Source organism: Citricoccus sp. NR2 (assembly GCF_027594385.1).
Classification (GTDB): Bacteria; Actinomycetota; Actinomycetes; order Actinomycetales; family Micrococcaceae; genus CmP2.
Genome location: NZ_CP115154.1, coordinates 168986 through 185886 on the forward strand (window position 1 = coordinate 168986; position 16901 = coordinate 185886).

Genomic DNA, 16901 nt, shown 5'->3' on the forward strand with positions numbered 1-16901 from the left:
CGTACAGAGGATAGAATCGTCGCGATGACAACTCCGGTCCCTCAGAAATACAAGCATTCCCGCCCCTCACGTCAACGGGAGAAATCCGCACTGCCCCGACTCTCCATGTCGGTGTTCGGGCTCATCGTCGCCTGGCTGGTGCCCAACATGGTGATGGCCGTGGTGGTGCTGGTACTGAACATGCTGCCGGTGCGCGAGCAAGTCGGGGACCTCACTCCGCTGCTGACCATCGTGGGGCTGGCCGGGCTCATCATCGGGCTGCCGCTGGCGCTGCTCATCAACCGGGTGTTCCGCCACCAGCTCAACCACTCTGTGCACGTACTGGGGTACGCCCTCATCGGCTTGCTCTATGGCCTGGCCGTGCTGTTGGCCGAAACCGGCGGCCTGGTCCCGCTGCTGATCCCCTTGGTCGGGTTCCCGGCCGCGATCCTCCTGGCCCTAGGGCGCCTCGCGGCGATCCCGCTGACCCGCGTCATCGAGCCTGAGATCGACGTCGAGGCCGAGACAGAGCCGGTCGCAGACACGCGCGACAAGGACACGCAACGCCCCTCGATGTGAGCTCAGCGGCACCGAGGTTCTACGATAGGTTCCATGACCGATACCACCGCCGCACCCGCATCCGCCTCTGATCTCACCACCCCGGCCCTGGCGCTGACCATCGCCGGCTCGGAAGCCACCGGAGGCGCCGGCGCTCAGGCCGATCTGCGCACCTTCCAGGAACTGGGCGCATTCGGCATGATCGCCCTGACCTGCATCGTCTCCTTCGACCCGAAGAACAACTGGAACCACCGCTTCGTTCCGGTGGAGGCTTCGGTGATCGCTGACCAGTTGGAAGCCATCCTGACCGACTACGCCGGCGCGCTGAAAACCACCAAGCTGGGCATGATGGGCTCGCCCGCCACCATCGAGACCGTGGCCACCGCACTGAAGACCCAAGAATGGGAGAACGTGGTGCTGGACCCGGTGCTGATCTGCAAGGGCCAGGAGCCCGGCCACGCCCTCGACACCGATGAGGCGCTCAAAGCGCAGCTGCTACCGCTGGCGACCTTCACCACCCCGAACCACTTCGAAGCCGAACAGCTCTCCGGGATCAGCATCTCCTCGCTCGAGGACCTGAAGGAAGCGGCTCGGCGCATCCACGACGCCTCCGGGGTCACGGTGCTCGCCAAGGGCGGCATCCGCCTGGAGGGTCCCGACGCCGTCGACGTCTTCTACGATGGCACCACCCTCGAGGTGCTCTCCTCGCCGAAGGTGGGCGAGCACGCCGTCTCCGGCGCCGGCTGCTCCCTGGCCGCCGCGGTGACCGCCGAGCTGGCCAAGGGCGCCACGGAACTGGACGCCGCACACCGGGCCAAGGAGTTCGTCACGGCTGGCATCCGCCAGCGCGTCGCCGGCCAGACCCCCTTCGATGTGCTGTGGCAGGGCGGGCTGCGCGCCTGAGGGAATAGCAGCGGACAACGTCGGGTTAGTTCAACTATGAAGGTTCAGATTTTCTCCGACGTCGGCTGCCCCTGGTGCTATATCGGCTGGCGCCGTTTCACCGCCGCCCTCGAGCAGTTTCCACATCGCGACCAACTCGACATCCAGTTCGGCTCGTTCCAGCTGGATCCGAGCCTGCCCGAGCACGATCACCGCTCCGAGTCTGAGTACCTCTCACAGGTGAAGGGCATTCCCGCCGAGCAAGTCGCGCAGATGCTCGCCCACGTCACCGCGCAGGCCAAGGAAGAGGGTCTGGACTACGACTTCGATTCCCTGGTGGTGGCCAATTCCTGGACCGCCCACCGCCTGATTCAGCGTGCGAAGGCGGTCTCTGCAGACGCAGCCATCCAGGTGGAGGAGCGCCTGTTCAACGCGCATTTCGAGCGCGGAGAAAGCATTGCGGACGTCGCGGTACTGACCCGCATCGGGATGGAGTCGGGGCTCACCGAGGAACAGGTTCAGGAAGCCCTCAACGACGCTCAGTGGGAGGACGCCATTCGGGCGGACCTCGCTCAGGCGCGCGCGTATGGGGTCACCGGGGTGCCGTTCTTCGTGCTCGACGAGCGCTACGGTCTCTCGGGTGCGCAACCACCGGCCACCTTCTTGCAGGCGCTCACCCAGGCCTACCAGGAGCACACGCAGCGCAGCCCGTTGAAGCCTATCGTCACCGATGCTGCCGATGATGCTGACGCCGCGTTACAGGGCCAGGCCTGTGGGCCGAACGGTTGCGACTGATCCCGCAGCGGAATCAGTGAGCCGATCGTTCAGCCGCTGACGTTCACCGTCAACCACGGCCGGCGAAGGAACACCAGCGCCAACACCAGGCCGATCACGGCGGCGGTCACGGTCATCGTCCACGACAGATGCCAGCCGCCCACAGCGGTGGCGATTGAGGTCAGCAGCACCGGGCCCACAAAGTTCGCCCCGTTGTACACCTGGTTCATCAGCCCCATTACGGCGGCCGGTGACCCATCGGCCGGGGCCGCGTCCACGCCGACGCGCGTCATGGACGAGGGAATCAGCGCCGCAATCCCGGAGAACACCGCGGCCGCGACCAGCTGTACCCACAGCCCGCCGGGCGCCTGGGTCCAATCGGGGGCGAAAATCAGCACGGTGGTCACGATCATCGCGCTCATCCCGGTAGTCACCAGCCACCTCGGGGCCACACCGCGCTGCAGCAGTCGGCCGCCGATCACGTTGCCGACACCATTGACCAGCCCCACGACGGCGGTGGCCGCACCGACCCACACCCCGTGCACCCCGGCGTCGCCGAAAATAGTGGGCAGGAACCCGATGATCGCGCCCCACTGCAGCGTGTAGCAGGCGAAAATCACCGCGCAGACCCAGGGCATGCCGGCGGACACGGTGCGCCCGATCCGGTGCAGCGCCTCCCCCACCCGCACTGCCGTACCGGATTCGGTGGGGATGCGCCACAGCGCCAGCGGGATCATGAGCACCGAGAGCATCGCCATGATCAGCCACCAGGCATGCCAGCTCACCACCTCCGCACCGGAGAGCAGCAGCGTGGAGGCCAGAACCGCCACAAACACGGCCATTCCCTGGAACGCCGACCACCAACCCATCGCCGTGTTGATCCGCTCGGCAGGGGTGATCCTCCGGATCAAGGGCGGGGCGACGACGGTGACCAGAAGAAAACCTATGCCTTCGACGGCGCGGGTGGCCATCAGCATCCAAGTATGTTCCGCAGCCGCGCCCAGAGCCGAGCCCGTGCCGAGCAGCCCTAGGCCGAGCGCCAGGCTGGAGCGCAGCCCGATGCGCTCACAGAAGAGGGATGACGCCAGCCCAAGAATCATCGAGGCGACCTGCACGATCCCGAGCAGTGCACCGGCCTGAACGAGGCTCATGCCCAGATCGGCACGAATGAAGTCCATCGCCCCGGGCAGTTTCCAGACGTGCATGGCAGCCACCACGCCGCAGACTAAAACGATGATCCAGGCGCGGGCACCGGGCGTCGGAGTCGCGGAAACGGCCCCCTGTGGCCCCGCTGAAGATGGCATAGCCATCACATTACCTCTCGGCTGAGGTATTCAGGCAGACGACTCAGTCGTCGGAGTCGCCACCGCGGCCACCTCGGTTGCCACGATCGCCGCGGTCTCCGCGGTCTCCGCCACCGGAGTCAGAATCAGAGCCGGAGTCAGAATCGGAGTCGGACTCCTCGTCGCTCTCCTCTTCTTCTTGCTCTTCCCGTTCGCGCTGCTCTTCTTCTTCCTGCTGGCGAGCCTCTTCCTCGGCACGTTGACGCTCTTCTTCGGCCTGACGCGCTTCTTCAGCTCGGCGAGCTTCTTCTTCCGCCTGACGCTGTTCTTCCTGGATCTGGTCCCGGTACTCCTGCAGGCCCTCACCCCAGGACTCGATGTCGGCGGTGATCTCGTCGACTTGATCGGCGTAGACGGTCTTTTCCTCGCCCCAGGCTAGGGCGCTCACGGACTCACCGGTGGTCGGAATATTGGCGAGCAAAGCACGGGCGCTCTGGGCCTCAGTCATCAAAGAGGTGTAGACCGAGTTCATCTCGTCGAGCTCTTCCTGCGAGGACGGGGTGCCCTCCGGGATCTCCTGGATCTTCTCCAGAATGGGTCCCATTTGCGCGGGCAGAGTGCACTCGGCGTCGGTGGAGTAGATTCCGGCCTCGGCGTCCTTGGCTTCCTGGTGCGCCTCTTCGAGGGCGCGCGACTGCTGCTCGTCCATCGCGCTCTCCGGCGAGGGGACAGCCAGTCCGGAGCGGACCATGGCCACCGAGAGATCTTCGCCGTCGACGGTAACCATGCCCCAGGTTTCTCCGCCGGGTGCACCGGCGTAACCGGGATGCTTCAGCTCGATTTCGGAACCGTTCGGAACGAGCTCGGCCAGGTGCGCTGTTGACTCTGAGCTCATGCAGGTGTCGAGGGTGTCGTCGGCGTCTTCGCTCGGGCTCAGCGGGGCGGCAACGCCGGTGAGCCGGATGGTGTCCGGACCGGTGGCGCGCTCAACCGCCATCGACTGGCCGCTCAGCACCTCGGTGACCGTGGTGGGAGTCTCCTCACGCGTGAGCTGGCGAATCACGGTCAGTGTGGCCAGACCCAGCAACACGGCCGCAACCACGATGAGGGAGATCAGCACCGCTGGCGACATGCGCCGCGAGGCAGGGTAGGTGGCCATGCAGTCGGACTTCCTTGAGGTGTCGAGAAATGGGACTGTGGCATTCTATCGCAACGATACTGGGCGATTCCTGCTCACGCGGTGGAATGCGGGTTGGTGGAATGCTTTACAACACCCGCGGGCGGGGGCAGACTCGATCGGGTGACGATTTCAGCCCGACAGATTCCCGGAGTGCTCCTCTGCGCTGCGGTCGCTGCCCTGGCCTGGGGTGTATCCCTGCTGGCTCCGGGTGTGCCACCCATGTTGCTGGCGATCCTGGTGGGTGTGCTCTGGAGAAATCTGGCCCCGGTGCCACAGCGCTTCGACCCGGGCACCGCGCTGAGCGCGAAGACGCTGCTGCGCTGGGGCATCGTGCTGTTGGGGCTGCAGCTGTCGTTGACCGCGATGCTGGATTTGGGGCTCGGGGTGATCGCCGTCGTGCTGGCTGCGGTGGCTGTGACAGCGGGAGCCACCGTGCTGTTGGGCCGGTGGCTGCGGGTCGACCGGGAGCTGACGCTGCTGGTGGCGGCTGGCTTTTCTATTTGCGGTGCGGCCGCGGTGGCCGGTGCCCAAGGTGTATTGAAGGCCTCCAAGGAGAAGGTAGCGACTGCCGTCGGACTCGTGGTGCTCTTCGGAACGCTGATGATTCCACTGGTTCCTGCTCTGACCAGTTGGCTGGGCCTGGACGAGCGAGCCTCCGGGATCTGGGTGGGCGCCTCGACCCACGAAGTGGCCCAGGTAGTGGCGGCCGGTGGCACGGTTGGCGCCACGGCTTTGGGAGTGGCGGTCACGGTGAAGTTGGCCCGCGTGGTGCTGCTGGCACCGCTGCTGATGGGGCTGGCCGCCGCACAGCGCCAGAGCGGGGCCGAACGCCCGGCCCTGGTGCCATGGTTCGTGCTGGGGTTCATCGTGCTAATGCTGCTGCGCACCACCGGGTGGGTGCCGGAGCCGGTGATCGACGTCGTCGCAGTGGTGCAGTCCACTCTGCTGATGATGGCCATGTTCGCCCTGGGGCTCGGTGTGCATCTGCGGTCATTGGCCGCCGTGGGGCTGCGCCCGGTGGTCCTGGGTACGGGGGCGACCCTGGTGATTCTGGCCGTGGGCGGGGCCGGGGCACTGCTGGTGTAGCCCCAGGGTTGTGTCCTTGATTCAGCTGCGAGGCAACTCGAAGTCGCCGGAGGCGGGGACGTCGAAGTGGGCGGCGATGTCGTCGTCGCTCACCTCCTCGAGGCGGGCCGGTGACCAGCGCGGGCTACGATCTTTGTCGATCACCTGGGCGCGGATGCCCTCGATCATGTCCGCCCCGTGCATCAGGTGGACCCCGATGCGGTATTCCTGGGTCAGTGCCTCTGCCAGGGAGCCGATGGTGGCCAGGCGGAGCTGTGCGGCGTGGGTGACCGCCAGGGCGGTGGGCGAGACGCGGCGCAAGGTATCGGCGGCAGTGCGGGCACCGTCGTTGCCGAGACGTGCTTCGGCGTCGAGTGCGCCGATGATATCGGCCAGGCTCTCGGGAGCGTAGCACCGGTCGATCCAGTCGCGCTGCTGCTGCACTTCCGAAGCCGGAGACGCGCTGGCATGGCGGGCGATGGCCTCGTCTGGGGGCAGGGTCTCCAGATCGAGCCGCAGCTGCTCGAGTCGCTCGGAGGGTACGAAGTGATCGGTCAGCCCCAGGTAAATCGCGTCGGCGCCGGAGACGTGTGCACCGGTGAGCGCCAGGTGCATGCCGGTGCGGCCCGGGGCGCGGGAAAGCAGGTAAGACAGTCCGACGTCGGGGGTGAATCCGATGCCCACTTCGGGCATGCCGATGCGGGTGCGCTCGGTGACCACGCGGTGGCTGCCGTGGGCGGAGACCCCGAGGCCGCCGCCGAGCACGATGCCGTCCATCAGCGCAATGTAGGGTTTGGGGAAGTGCGCGATGCGGTGATTCATCCCGTACTCGACGAAGAAGAAATGCTCGGCCTCGGTGGCGCGCTGGCCGGTAAGGAGCTGGTAGACGGCGACGATGTCTCCGCCGGCGCACAGGCCGCGGTCGCCGGCTCCGGTGATCAGCACGGCCTCGACGTCGTCGTCATCGGCCCAGTCGCGCAGGGTGGCGTCAATCTGCTGGACCATGGCGAAGCTCAGTGAGTTCAGGGCCCGGGGCCGGTTGAGTTCGAGGTGACCGAGGCGGGCGGCGGAGCCGCGGCGGGTGACGATGAGTTCGTCGGTGGCGGTGGGTGCGGTCGAGTGGGTCATGGGCTCCACTCTGACACCGGGGCCATGGGTGGGGCTAGCGTCGGGTGACGGTTCCCGTGCGGGCGGCCACGGGTGCGGTGAACAGGGCGCGTGTGAGCAGCAGGGCCACCGCCGACAGGGCCACGGCGCCCAGGAATACGGCGATCCCCCAGGCGTCGGCGACGTCGCGTCCCGTGAAGATGTGGTTGAGGTTGCGCTGAGCGCCGGTGAGTAGCACCAGACCGACGTGCAGGATCACGAACGCCACAAAGTACACGGCCAGGGGCCGGTGGGCCAGGCGGGCGGCACCAAGCGGGAAGGCCCGGTTCAGCCCCGGGGTGTCGGGCCACCAGCTGGAGACGCGCCAGCCGGTGAGGGCGGTGAGCGGGGCGGCCACGAACACGGTGAGCGTGTAAGCCAGCTGCTGTGCGGCGTTGTAGTGCACCCACGAGTTCTCCAGGGGCCACTCCAGGGAGAGGTACTGGATGATCACGGAGGTGGCGTGCGGGATGACGTCCCAGCTGGTGGGCACGATGCGCGCCCAGTGACCGGTGGCGAAGAGCAGCACCACGAAGACGAGCCCATTAAGCACCCAGGCGACGTCGACCATCTGGTGGGTCCACTGGCCGAGAGTGATCTTCGGCGGGCGGGCGCGGCCGGCGGCGAAGAACCCGCGAGGGCGGGCCTGCCAGTAGGCGGCAGGGCGCTCGGAGCGCAGCCCGAATCCGGTGCGGACGATGACCGCCATGAAGAAGAAGTTCAGGAAGTGTTGCCAGCGCAGCCAGGCCGGGAAGCCGGAATCCGTCGTGTCGCTCGGCTCCAGGTGGCCCGGGTAGGCCGCGATGAACTCGGCCACCGGGTCGAGGGTGCGTAGCCATCGGGCGGCGATCACCAGGATCAGCGCCACGACGACGGCAAGCGCGACCACCTTCACCGCGCGTCTGAGCCAGGACCACTTCCCCGGGCGCAGCTCCGTGATGTCAAGCGGACGGTCCGAAGTGGGCTGGGGTGCAGGCTGGACCGCTTCGTCCTCTGGCGCGCCCAGACGCCGTTGATCGGACCGAGCCGAGGTCTCGGAGTCGTCCTTCTGCCTGAAATTCGGTGCCTCGGGCTGGGACGGCGACGAACCACCCATGCGTGGCGGTTTCTGCCCACCCATGCGTGACGGGCGGGCGGTCTCCTCGGCGCGAATTCCTCGCTTTTCAGACAGATTCGGAGTGCCTGGGGTACTTTTTTGTCTGGTTAACGATGAATCTGACGTGGGCTGCGTAGAGCCGCCCATGCGGGAAGGCGACTTTTCGCTCGGGCGCTGCTCACCCATTCGCGACGGTGTGGTCTGCCCCATTCGCGATGGTCCAGCGGTCCCTTTGGTTGCGCCCGGCGACTCGGTCTCGTCCGGCCCCGGGGTCGACGCGGGGCGCCCCATACGGGAGGGGCGTCGCTGAGGCTGGTCCGGGGCGTCAGTCATGGGGAACGAATTCGAGTCAGGTCTGTCTCGGCTCAGCCCCGGGAACGGAGCTCGTCGAGCAGCGCGGGCACGACGGTGAACACATCGCCCACCACGCCAAAGTCGGCAATCTCGAAGATCGACGCGTCCTCGTCGGTGTTGATGGCGACGATCGTGCGGGCGGTCTGCATTCCGGAGCGGTGCTGAATGGCGCCGGACACACCGAGACCAATGTAGAGGTCGGGCGAAACGGTGACGCCGGTCTGGCCTACCTGTGCGGAGGCGGGTGCGAACTCATCGTCGACGGCGTCGCGGGTGGCCCCGACCGCGCCCTCAAACTCGTCGGCCAGTTGCTCGGCCAGGCCGAATCCGTCACGCGAGCCGAGTCCGCGCCCGCCGGCCACCACGGTACGCGCCGAGCGCAGCTCCGGACGGTCTCCCTGGGATTCGGCACTCTTCCAGGCCTCGATCCATGCACCCGACACACTCTGCGGCGCGGCTGCCTCCAGCACCTGGACACTGGGCTCAGCCACGGCGTCAGCGCGGGTCTCTACGGCGCCGAGGCGCACGGTGATCACCCGGGGTCCGCCGTCCACGGTGGAGACGGTCTCGTAGTCGCCGCCGAACACGGAGTGCCCGGCCACGATCTCCCCGTCCTGCAAGCCCACGTGGACGGCATCGGCGCACACCGCCCCATCCACGCGCACGGCCAGGCGCCCGGCCACCGCGCTCGAGACGGTCGTCGCGGCCAGCAGCACGGCGTCGGGAGCGAACCCGGCCACCGCCTCACTCAGTGCCTCCAACAATGGGGTGCCGAAGGTCTCAGCCAGAGTGGCATCCTCCAGGATCACCACGCTGGCCGCACCGGCGCGGCCCAGCTGGCGCGCCATCTCGTCGGCGCCGCCCGGCAGCGCGACCGCAATCGCTGTCGTCTCGCCCAGTGCCGAGGCGGCACCGAGCAGCTCCGCGGCAGAGGGATGGATCTGTCCGGCTGCGTCGGTTTCCACGCCCACCACGATGGTCGGGGTCGGTTGGGTCATCGGGTCACTCTCCTGCTCAGGGGGTGCGTCGGCTCGAACGGTCTCAGCGTGGGCGGCGGGCCGAGAGGAAATCCGCCAGCTGTTGCACGGCCGTGTCGTCGTCCGCGGCGTTGATCAGTACACCAGCTTCCTTGGCTTCGCGGCGTTGCGCGGAGACCATCACCGACGACGCCGCTCCGGCGAGCGCCCCGGCGTCGGCACCCTCGGTGAGCTCCGCCAGCGACCAGGTCTGCAGCGGTTTGCGCTTGGCGGTCATAATCTGGGTGAACTTCACCAGCCGTGGCTCCCCCACCTGGTCCGTCACGGACACCACGCACGGGAAACCGGAGCTCAACCGCACAGTGGCGCCATCGGTCACCGTCACGGCGTGCACCCCCTCGCCTGAAATCTCCACGCTCTCAGCGGCCGGCAATACGGCCGCACCCAGCAGTTCGGCGAGCATGGCCGGAACCACCGCGGTGCCGCCGTCGGTGGAGCGATCCCCGGCCAGCACCAGGTCGGCCCCCAGTCGTCGCACGGCTCCAGCCAGCACCCGGGCGGTGCGCATGGCATCGGCTCCGGCCAGTTCAGCGTCGGTCACGAGCACCGCTTCATCGGCACCCATGGCCAGCAGTTTGCGCAACATCGCCGAGGCCTCGGCCGGCCCCATGGCCAACGCGATGACCTCCACGGGTTCGGCTCCTTCGGTGAGCTCCCCGCCGTCGGCACCCGCAGCGTCGCGATAGCGCAGCGCCACCTCCAGGGCGCGCTCCGAGATCTCATCGGGGACCTGTTCGCCACCCTGGCGGTCGATGACTCCGGTGGACAGGTCGAGATGACGGTCTGACCAGGTGTCGGGGACGTGCTTGGCCAGCACAACGATTCGCAACGGAACACTCCTCGGCTGCACCCCGGTATCGGGTGCCACAACGCGGTTCGATTCAGATAAGGGACTCTGTATCGATGGTACCGCTCCGCCGTGCTGACGCCATCCTTTGCGTCGACCGGTTCAGCGATTCACGCCCGCTCGCCGAGACCAGCCTGCGCAACGCGCTGCTGTCCTCCGGCGGCGACGCCTCCATTCTGGTGGCCAGCCCCATCACCTGGGTGCTGTACGGCCTAATGGCGGCGGTGCTGATCTTCACCGCCTGGCGGCGTCTGCGCCAGCGGAAGTCGGTGGACGTCTGACCCACTGACGCTCACCCCACGACGGCGGTCGGCCGCCCTCCGTGCACCTGGAGAACTCCACCGTGCACGAAGGGTGCCCGGCCGCCATCGTATTTCCTACACTGTGTGGGAACACACTCACCACCGGAAGGGCCACACCTCATATGGGCACCCGTGACGCGATCGACCGCACCCTCGAGAACGAGGACCTCCCCGTCCCCGACAAGCACGATGATGCCCGCAAGCTCACCGGCCCCGGTCTGAAGTACGCGCTGAAGCGTGCGGTCAAGAAGTTCAGCACCGATGCGGGTACCGATCTGTCAGCGATCCTCACCTACTACATGGTGCTCTCGCTGGCCCCGGCACTGCTGGCGATCTTCTCGATCCTGTCCCTGGTGTTGGCCTCTAATGCAGACACGGTGCGCACCATGATCGACGACGTCGTCACCGACGCGGTGCCGGTGGACTACCAGCCGCTGGTGCTGAACCTGGTGGAGACCATGATGGATTCCACCGCCGGCGGCATCATCGCCCTGATCATCGGTATCGCCACCGCCCTGTGGTCGGCCTCCGGGTACGTCAAGGCGTTCTCCCGAAATATGAACACCATCTACGGGGTGGCCGAGGGGCGCGGTTTCGTGGCCCAGACCCTCACCATGCTCGCGGTCACCCTAACCATGCTGGTGGGCGTCGTCGTCGTGTTGGTCTCCCTGGCACTGAATCAGACGCTGGTGGATTCGCTCTTCGCCCCGCTGGTGGATCCGCTGGGGCTGCAGTCCACGCTGACTGCCCTCACCGAGTCCTTCCTGCCGGTGTGGGAATGGGTGAAGTACCCGGTGGTGCTGCTGATCATCATCGGGCTGATCGCGGTGCTCTACCATTTCACCCCGAACGTGCAGCGGCCGCGGTTCCGTTGGCTATCCATCGGCGCGATTTTTGCCTTGGTGGGCATCGCCCTGGCCGGGGTCGCCATGATCATCTACCTGACCTACTTCGCCGGCTACTCCGCCTACGGGATGATCGGTACCATCATGGCGCTACTGTTCGTACTGTGGGTGTTCAACATTGTGCTGCTCATGGGCGCAGAGCTCGACGTCGAGATCGAGCGCGCCCGTGAACTGCAGACCGGACTGCCCGCCGAGGAGGACTTGCAGTTGCCTCCGCGCGGTGTGGCCAAGGTGGAGAAGCTCAAGGAGGGCGACGACGAGATCGTGGCCGAGGGCCGCAACCTGCGCCGCGCCCTTCACGACCCGGAGGACTGAGCTAACTCATCGCGCCGGAGCATCAGTCCCGCTGCGCCGCCAGGAACTCGAAGACCTCGACCTCGTCCACACCGGGGAACGCCCCGGGCGGCATTGCGGCCAACAGGTGGGCGTTCGCCCGGGCAGCGGGCCAGGCATGGCCACCCCAGTCGGCTTCGAGCTCCTCAGAGGGTTCGCGGCAACAGCCCCGCTCCGGGCACCGTGATACCGAGCGCGAGGTAGTCTCCTTCCCTCGGAACCACTTCGCCTCATCGAATGGCACCCCGATCGACAACGAGTAGAAACCAGACGAGTGCCCCTCGACCACCGCGGTGCACCAATAGGTGCCCGCGGGAGTATCCGTGTACTGGTTGAAGGCTCGGAAACGGTCGACCACGCCAAACACTTCTCGCGAGGTCCAGTACCGGCAGATCTGCTGCCCTTCGATGGCGCCCGTGTGGTCCGCCGGAAACGTCACACCGTCGTTCTCATAAGCCTTGTGCACGATCCCGGATTCGTGCACCTTCTGGAAGTGACAGCGAATCCCTAAGTGCACGGTAGCCAGGTTGGTAAACCGGTGGGCGGCGGATTCGTAGGACACCCCGTAGGCGTCGCGCAGGTCCTCGATGGCCAGGTCTCGGCGTTCCTTGGCGGCTTTGAGGAACTTGACCGTCTCTTTCTCGGGCATCATCAGCGCGGCGGCAAAGTAATTGGTATAGACCCGCTGCCGCAGAAATTCCGAATAGCTCTCGGGCTCACCGTGCTTGAGCACATAGGCGCCGATGGCCTGCAGTAGCACTGAGCGTGGCTCGTGATCGGGGCTGCGCGATTGGGAGAGGTAGATGCGCATGTTCTTCAGGTCGGTAACCGACCTGGTGGAGTGCGGCAGATTCGGCACGAACCGCACCGAAAACCCCAGGTGCTCGGCCAGATCAGCAGCAGCGTGGTGACTCAGCGGACCACCGGAATGCCCGACGGCATCCAGCAAGTCCTGGGCTTTGCGCTCGATCTCCGGGTAGTGATTGTTGCAGGCGCGCATCTCTTCGCGTAATTCCACATTGGCCCGGCGCGCTTCCTCCGGGGTGGCAGCTTGTTCTTCCATCTTGCGCCGCAGCTCCCCCTGGAGCCCGGCGATCACCTCGAGAACTTCGGTGGGGGTGCGCGAGGAAATTTTGATGGTGGGCAGCCCGAGCGAGGCATAGTGTGCGGACCGCTGCATCTTCTCCACCGTGATCTCCAGTGCCGCGCGCTTGGATGGCGGCTGGGCGGTAAGCAGCTCATCCACCGTGGTGTTGTAGATTCCGGCCAGCCGTGTCAGCAGGGACAATCGCGGCTCACGCTTGCCGTTCTCCACCAGGGAAAGGAACGACGGCGTCGCGTCGACCATCTCGGCCAGCTGGTCCAAGGTCTTGCCTGATTCGTTGCGCAAATGCCGTAGCTGGCGCCCCAACAGTACGGCGTCGAGGCCCATGTCCTCGTCAGCGCGAGTAACAGATGAGGTGGAGGTCATACCTCTAGAGTAGACAATTTTTCGCGTTCTTTGTACCAGGATGATTCATTCAGCGTCGAAGCTTCGCGAAGAGTTCGATTTCTTGACTGATATGCCCCACCGAGATGGTGCCGGTCTGCCTGCAGCCGAGGTCCAGCACTCGACCGCAGGCAGCCCCTACTCACTCGATAAAGAAGTCGTCATCAATCGGGTTTTCCTCGATGAAGCCGTACTTCACCATCAGATCAGCGAGGTCGCCGAGTTGCTCTGTCCGAATCTCACTGTCATATTCGTCGAGGAATAGCGTGACTTCAGCAACCTCCTCCGGAACGTCCATGAATTCCATGACCGCTTCCGTCGGACCGGTGGGATCATTCACGTATTGATCCACCAAAGCAGCCATCGCATCCTGAAACCGACTGAGGGCTTCAGCGTTGTTCTCGACATAGTCGCCCGTGCTGAACCCGACCACGGTAGGCAGTCCAGGAATGATCTGGTTGGGATGGCCCAGCATCTCGATCCCGTCCGTCGACTCAGCGTTACTCTGGAAAGGTTCAGGCGCCCAAATCGCGTCAACGTTGCCGACCTCCAGCTGCGACTGCATGTCGGGGAAGTTGATCTCGACAAAATTCACCGCACTGGGATCACCGCCGTCCGCTTCGACCGACTCCATGATCGTCAGGTCGCCCTGACCGCGGAGCGCATTCGTCGCCACATCCAAGCCTTCCAGATCGGACCACGATTCAATGCCCTCGCCGGAGCGGACCAATACGCCGTTGACGTCGTACCCCTCCTCCAGAGAATTGGCGAATCCAGACACGATCCGCATGTCCATTCCCTGGTCGGCCGCCTGCATCACCGACGCAGCATTTCCAATCACCACATCCATTTGGCCGGTCTGCAGTGCGGGCAACATGGCGGCCGCACCCTGTCCGGTTTCGATGGTGACGTTCAGCCCGTGTTCCTCAAAGATGCCCTTCTCGACGCCGTAGGGAATGATGGACGCGTGGGCGATGGGGATTATCCCGAGCGTCAGGTCGATGAATTCGCTCTCTGCCCCGGCTTCGTCGTCGGATTCCCCGGAAGCTGGGCCTCCGCAGGCGGTGAGTGCGAGCAAACCAGCGAATCCCATAGCGAGAAATGGGCGTGTCATACTTTTCATTTCATAACTCCTCACAATGTGGCAAGTGATGTCTACGGTGGCCAGACCCCTGGTTCGGATCTGGCCTGATCCGAGCTTTAGGCGGCCGATGCTTGTTGTGCCTTCGTGGCGGTCACGAGTGAAAAATCTGCCTGTACCGCTTGGTCATAGGTCACGAGGATGGCGTGTTCGAGGGCTCTCCGAGCCGCCATGTGCACCGCCGGCTGGTTGACGGATTCGACCGAGGTCAAGATATTGCGCTGAAAGTTCATCACCGAGAACTTTCCTTCGTCGGGCTGGCCGACCATGATCCGTCGATCGTTCCCTCCGACGATGCCAGCGATCTGAAGCTTGTTTTTGCCTTGAACCGACCAAAACCACGGGACCGCTCTATACGCGTCCGTTCCCCCGAGAATCGTCGAGGCAGCGTGCCGTCCTTGCGCCGTTGCATTCTGCACCGATTCCAATCGTGCCCTCGTGCCGGTATGCACGCTGGGGAAGCGTGCGCAGTCGCCGACGGCCACAATTTTCGGGTCCGAGGTCCGCAACGAGGAATCGACCAGGATTCCGTCGTCAACGTCGAGTCCGGCTTTCGCCCCCAGGGTGTCGTTGGCCATCACACCGTTCCCACACACCACGACATCGGCTTCGTATCGGTTCCCCAGCGTCGACAGGGCGACCATTTGTTGCCCACCCGGAGTGGTGTCAATTCGGGCGATCCGTTCTTCGAATTTGAGATCAATACCGGTCGATCGATGTGCCTCGGCAAACCACTCACTCATCATCGGGCTGGAGGTCCGCTTCATCGCACGGCTGCCCGACTCCAGGATGATGATGTCGCACCCGAGTGCGCGCAGACCAGAAGCGCATTCCAAGCCGATGAACCCAGCACCGACGATGACCACTTTCGCCCCGGGACGTATCGCGCTTTCCAGTCGCTTCGCATCCTCAAGGGTCCTCAACCCGAAGACGCCCGGTAGGTCTGCCCCGGCAATTCCCAACGGTCGCACCCGGGCTCCCGTCGCCATCACCAACTGCGAATAGGGAAGTTGTTGACCATCCGCCAACCCCACCGTCTGGCGCCGACGATCGATGTCGGTCGCAGCCGTTCCGCGCACGAGGTTGATGTCGTTGTCGCAAAAGAACATTTCAGGACGCAACGGCAATGGTTTGATCGCGCCCGCCGCATTCATGAGCTCTTTCGAGAGAGGCGGTCGCTGGTAGGGCCACGGGGCTTCGTCTGCCACCATCGTGATTTCTTCGCCGTAACCGCCCGCTCGAAGTGAGTCAGCGACCTGCACGCCCGCTTGGCCGCCACCGATAATCACCGTCGTCATCGCTTAGACCTGCACTTCCGGAACATCAACTTCCAAGCGCTCGTCTTCTGAATCTAGGGCGATCTGGCACCCGAGTCGACTTCGCACCGGGTCGCGCGGGGCTGCCGTCACGTCCAGCATCTCTTCTTCGTCGTCCGACAGCGGAGGAAGACGATCAAGGAATTCTTCTCGAACGTACACGTGGCAGGTGGCGCACATGGCTTGGCCGCCACATTCCCCGATAATTCCGGGCACATTGTTCGACAACGCCGTCTGCATGACTCGGCCACCCACGGGCGTCTCGACCTCTCGGGTTGATCCGTCGTTCAGGTGATACGTGATGACGGGCATCGTGCCTCCTCTAACACTCGTGCATTTCTCGTGGCGGGACGACCTGACGTCGTGTACCACCGTGCATTCGAGTATGAGATGGATCACACAGGGGTGCCGGATAGTTTCGAATCATTCGAAGACACTTATTGGGCTCGGCAAGAGCACATGTCGAGTTGGCGTCGGGGGAGGCTACGCGTCATCGCGCGTCAAGGTGTCAGCCAGCCCTTGGCCGGCTTCGCGGGCAGCGCGCCGCAACGTGGCCACGACATGTTCGACATCCGTGCCCTGAGACGGGACGACCGCGGCGAGTGCCGCCACGGCCGAATTCCACGGCGACATGATGGGCACCGCAATGGAGGTGGCGTCGGGATGCACGAAGCCTTCGGAAACGACGAATCGATTGTGCTCGACCCGACGCAGCCACTGGCGCATGCTGGCCTCATCCATGGGCATCGAGGGCCACCCGGGACGCGGGGATTCGTCCATCAGCCGCGCTCTGACGTCCGGATCGCCGAGCGCGACGAGCAAAATCCCGCTCGAGGTGCGGTACCAGGGCAGCCGTCCACCAATTTTCGTAAAGTTCACCACCGGATCGTCGGACGAGAGCCGTTCGATATACAGCATCTCGGATTGCGAGAGAATCCCGAGCTGCACGTGATGACCAATCAACGCGTGCGCCCTTTCCATGGGCCGCAGCGCCGCCTGTCGCAGGCCGAACGTTCCCGGTGCTCGAATGGCGATCTCCCACAACTTGACGCCGAGCATGAAGGTACCGCGCCCGCGCTCAAGCAATCCCTCGTCTGCCAGCTGATGCGCTATGCCATGCACCGAACTCACCGGCATCGATGCCCTTCGAGCAATCTCGGTCAGCGTCAACCCTGAATCGTTCGGGGTAAAAGTCTCCAACACCCTGCGCATCC

General features: G+C 65.1%; 17 protein-coding genes. 6 read left to right on the top strand and 11 right to left on the bottom strand.

The window, feature by feature from the left end; translation table 11 throughout:
• The first annotated feature begins 24 nt into the window (after window positions 1-24).
• From O1A05_RS00795 to O1A05_RS00805, 3 genes are read left to right on the top strand one after another with little or no spacing between them, the layout of a single operon-like run.
• A complete protein-coding gene (locus tag O1A05_RS00795) occupies window positions 25-558 on the top strand; it encodes a hypothetical protein (protein ID WP_270106211.1) in 534 nt (177 codons plus the stop codon).
• Between the two features lie 33 nt (window positions 559-591).
• Window positions 592-1440 carry a bifunctional hydroxymethylpyrimidine kinase/phosphomethylpyrimidine kinase gene (gene thiD / locus O1A05_RS00800; RefSeq protein ID WP_270106212.1) on the top strand — a complete coding sequence of 283 codons (849 nt, stop codon included), beginning with the start codon at window positions 592-594 and terminating at the stop codon, window positions 1438-1440.
• A 36-nt stretch (window positions 1441-1476) separates the two neighbouring features.
• The gene (locus O1A05_RS00805) at window positions 1477-2214 is read left to right on the top strand and encodes a DsbA family oxidoreductase (RefSeq protein WP_270106213.1); all 738 of its coding nucleotides are present in this window, start codon (window positions 1477-1479) and stop codon (window positions 2212-2214) included.
• A 29-nt stretch (window positions 2215-2243) separates the two neighbouring features.
• Here O1A05_RS00805 and O1A05_RS00810 read toward each other — a convergent pair whose 3' ends face one another.
• On the bottom strand, window positions 2244-3497 hold the full coding sequence (locus tag O1A05_RS00810; protein ID WP_270106214.1) for an MFS transporter: 1254 nt from the start codon (window positions 3495-3497) through the stop codon (window positions 2244-2246).
• A 43-nt stretch (window positions 3498-3540) separates the two neighbouring features.
• A complete protein-coding gene (locus O1A05_RS00815) occupies window positions 3541-4635 on the bottom strand; it encodes a thermonuclease family protein (RefSeq protein WP_270106215.1) in 1095 nt (364 codons plus the stop codon).
• 141 nt (window positions 4636-4776) lie between these two features.
• Between O1A05_RS00815 and O1A05_RS00820 the strand changes: the two genes are divergently transcribed.
• The gene (locus O1A05_RS00820) at window positions 4777-5742 is read left to right on the top strand and encodes a YeiH family protein (protein ID WP_270106216.1); all 966 of its coding nucleotides are present in this window, start codon (window positions 4777-4779) and stop codon (window positions 5740-5742) included.
• 21 nt (window positions 5743-5763) lie between these two features.
• Here the strand turns inward: O1A05_RS00820 and O1A05_RS00825 are convergent, their stop codons facing one another.
• From O1A05_RS00825 to O1A05_RS00840, 4 genes are all read right to left on the bottom strand, one after another.
• Window positions 5764-6849: an enoyl-CoA hydratase/isomerase family protein gene (locus tag O1A05_RS00825; protein ID WP_270106217.1), complete on the bottom strand. Its 1086-nt coding sequence runs from the start codon at window positions 6847-6849 to the stop codon at window positions 5764-5766.
• A gap of 34 nt (window positions 6850-6883) precedes the next feature.
• Window positions 6884-7963, bottom strand: coding sequence for a cytochrome b/b6 domain-containing protein (locus tag O1A05_RS00830; protein WP_270106218.1), 1080 nt, complete (start codon window positions 7961-7963; stop codon window positions 6884-6886).
• Window positions 7964-8328: 365 nt separating this feature from the next.
• Complete coding sequence (locus O1A05_RS00835; RefSeq protein ID WP_270106219.1) at window positions 8329-9315, bottom strand: electron transfer flavoprotein subunit alpha/FixB family protein; 987 nt, start codon at window positions 9313-9315, stop codon at window positions 8329-8331.
• A 43-nt stretch (window positions 9316-9358) separates the two neighbouring features.
• Window positions 9359-10183, bottom strand: a complete 825-nt coding sequence (locus O1A05_RS00840) for an electron transfer flavoprotein subunit beta/FixA family protein (RefSeq protein WP_270106220.1) — start codon at window positions 10181-10183, stop codon at window positions 9359-9361.
• A 74-nt stretch (window positions 10184-10257) separates the two neighbouring features.
• Between O1A05_RS00840 and O1A05_RS00845 the strand changes: the two genes are divergently transcribed.
• On the top strand, window positions 10258-10482 hold the full coding sequence (locus tag O1A05_RS00845) for a hypothetical protein (protein WP_442867649.1): 225 nt from the start codon (window positions 10258-10260) through the stop codon (window positions 10480-10482).
• Window positions 10483-10625: 143 nt separating this feature from the next.
• The gene (locus O1A05_RS00850; RefSeq protein WP_270106221.1) at window positions 10626-11723 is read left to right on the top strand and encodes a YihY/virulence factor BrkB family protein; all 1098 of its coding nucleotides are present in this window, start codon (window positions 10626-10628) and stop codon (window positions 11721-11723) included.
• A 22-nt stretch (window positions 11724-11745) separates the two neighbouring features.
• Here O1A05_RS00850 and O1A05_RS00855 read toward each other — a convergent pair whose 3' ends face one another.
• The 5 genes from O1A05_RS00855 to O1A05_RS00875 all read right to left on the bottom strand — a co-directional run bounded on the left by O1A05_RS00855 (window position 11746) and on the right by O1A05_RS00875 (window position 16857).
• Window positions 11746-13212: an XRE family transcriptional regulator gene (locus tag O1A05_RS00855; protein ID WP_270106222.1), complete on the bottom strand. Its 1467-nt coding sequence runs from the start codon at window positions 13210-13212 to the stop codon at window positions 11746-11748.
• A 160-nt stretch (window positions 13213-13372) separates the two neighbouring features.
• Complete coding sequence (locus tag O1A05_RS00860; RefSeq protein ID WP_270106223.1) at window positions 13373-14353, bottom strand: ABC transporter substrate-binding protein; 981 nt, start codon at window positions 14351-14353, stop codon at window positions 13373-13375.
• A 77-nt stretch (window positions 14354-14430) separates the two neighbouring features.
• Entirely contained in the window at window positions 14431-15669 is a 1239-nt protein-coding gene (locus O1A05_RS00865) for an NAD(P)/FAD-dependent oxidoreductase (protein ID WP_270106224.1), read from the bottom strand.
• 3 nt (window positions 15670-15672) lie between these two features.
• Window positions 15673-15999 (bottom strand): 2Fe-2S iron-sulfur cluster-binding protein, encoded by a 327-nt coding sequence (locus O1A05_RS00870; RefSeq protein ID WP_270106225.1) that lies wholly within the window; start codon window positions 15997-15999, stop codon window positions 15673-15675.
• Window positions 16000-16170: 171 nt separating this feature from the next.
• The gene (locus O1A05_RS00875; protein ID WP_270106226.1) at window positions 16171-16857 is read right to left on the bottom strand and encodes an IclR family transcriptional regulator; all 687 of its coding nucleotides are present in this window, start codon (window positions 16855-16857) and stop codon (window positions 16171-16173) included.
• Window positions 16858-16901 lie beyond the last annotated feature (44 nt).

Bases quoted from the DNA above. Each gene is read 5' to 3' on its own strand.
- O1A05_RS00825 (WP_270106217.1), bottom strand. From the start codon at position 6,849: ATGACCCACTCGACCGCACCCACCGCCACCGACGAACTCATCGTCACC.
- O1A05_RS00795 (WP_270106211.1), top strand. From the start codon at position 25: ATGACAACTCCGGTCCCTCAGAAATACAAGCATTCCCGCCCCTCACGT.
- O1A05_RS00860 (WP_270106223.1), bottom strand. From the start codon at position 14,353: ATGAAAAGTATGACACGCCCATTTCTCGCTATGGGATTCGCTGGTTTG.
- O1A05_RS00845 (WP_442867649.1), top strand. From the start codon at position 10,258: ATGGTACCGCTCCGCCGTGCTGACGCCATCCTTTGCGTCGACCGGTTC.
- O1A05_RS00830 (WP_270106218.1), bottom strand. From the start codon at position 7,963: ATGGGTGGTTCGTCGCCGTCCCAGCCCGAGGCACCGAATTTCAGGCAG.
- O1A05_RS00835 (WP_270106219.1), bottom strand. From the start codon at position 9,315: ATGACCCAACCGACCCCGACCATCGTGGTGGGCGTGGAAACCGACGCA.
- O1A05_RS00855 (WP_270106222.1), bottom strand. From the start codon at position 13,212: ATGACCTCCACCTCATCTGTTACTCGCGCTGACGAGGACATGGGCCTC.
- O1A05_RS00805 (WP_270106213.1), top strand. From the start codon at position 1,477: ATGAAGGTTCAGATTTTCTCCGACGTCGGCTGCCCCTGGTGCTATATC.
- thiD (WP_270106212.1), top strand. From the start codon at position 592: ATGACCGATACCACCGCCGCACCCGCATCCGCCTCTGATCTCACCACC.
- O1A05_RS00870 (WP_270106225.1), bottom strand. From the start codon at position 15,999: ATGCCCGTCATCACGTATCACCTGAACGACGGATCAACCCGAGAGGTC.
- O1A05_RS00815 (WP_270106215.1), bottom strand. From the start codon at position 4,635: ATGGCCACCTACCCTGCCTCGCGGCGCATGTCGCCAGCGGTGCTGATC.
- O1A05_RS00865 (WP_270106224.1), bottom strand. From the start codon at position 15,669: ATGACGACGGTGATTATCGGTGGCGGCCAAGCGGGCGTGCAGGTCGCT.
- O1A05_RS00850 (WP_270106221.1), top strand. From the start codon at position 10,626: ATGGGCACCCGTGACGCGATCGACCGCACCCTCGAGAACGAGGACCTC.
- O1A05_RS00810 (WP_270106214.1), bottom strand. From the start codon at position 3,497: ATGCCATCTTCAGCGGGGCCACAGGGGGCCGTTTCCGCGACTCCGACG.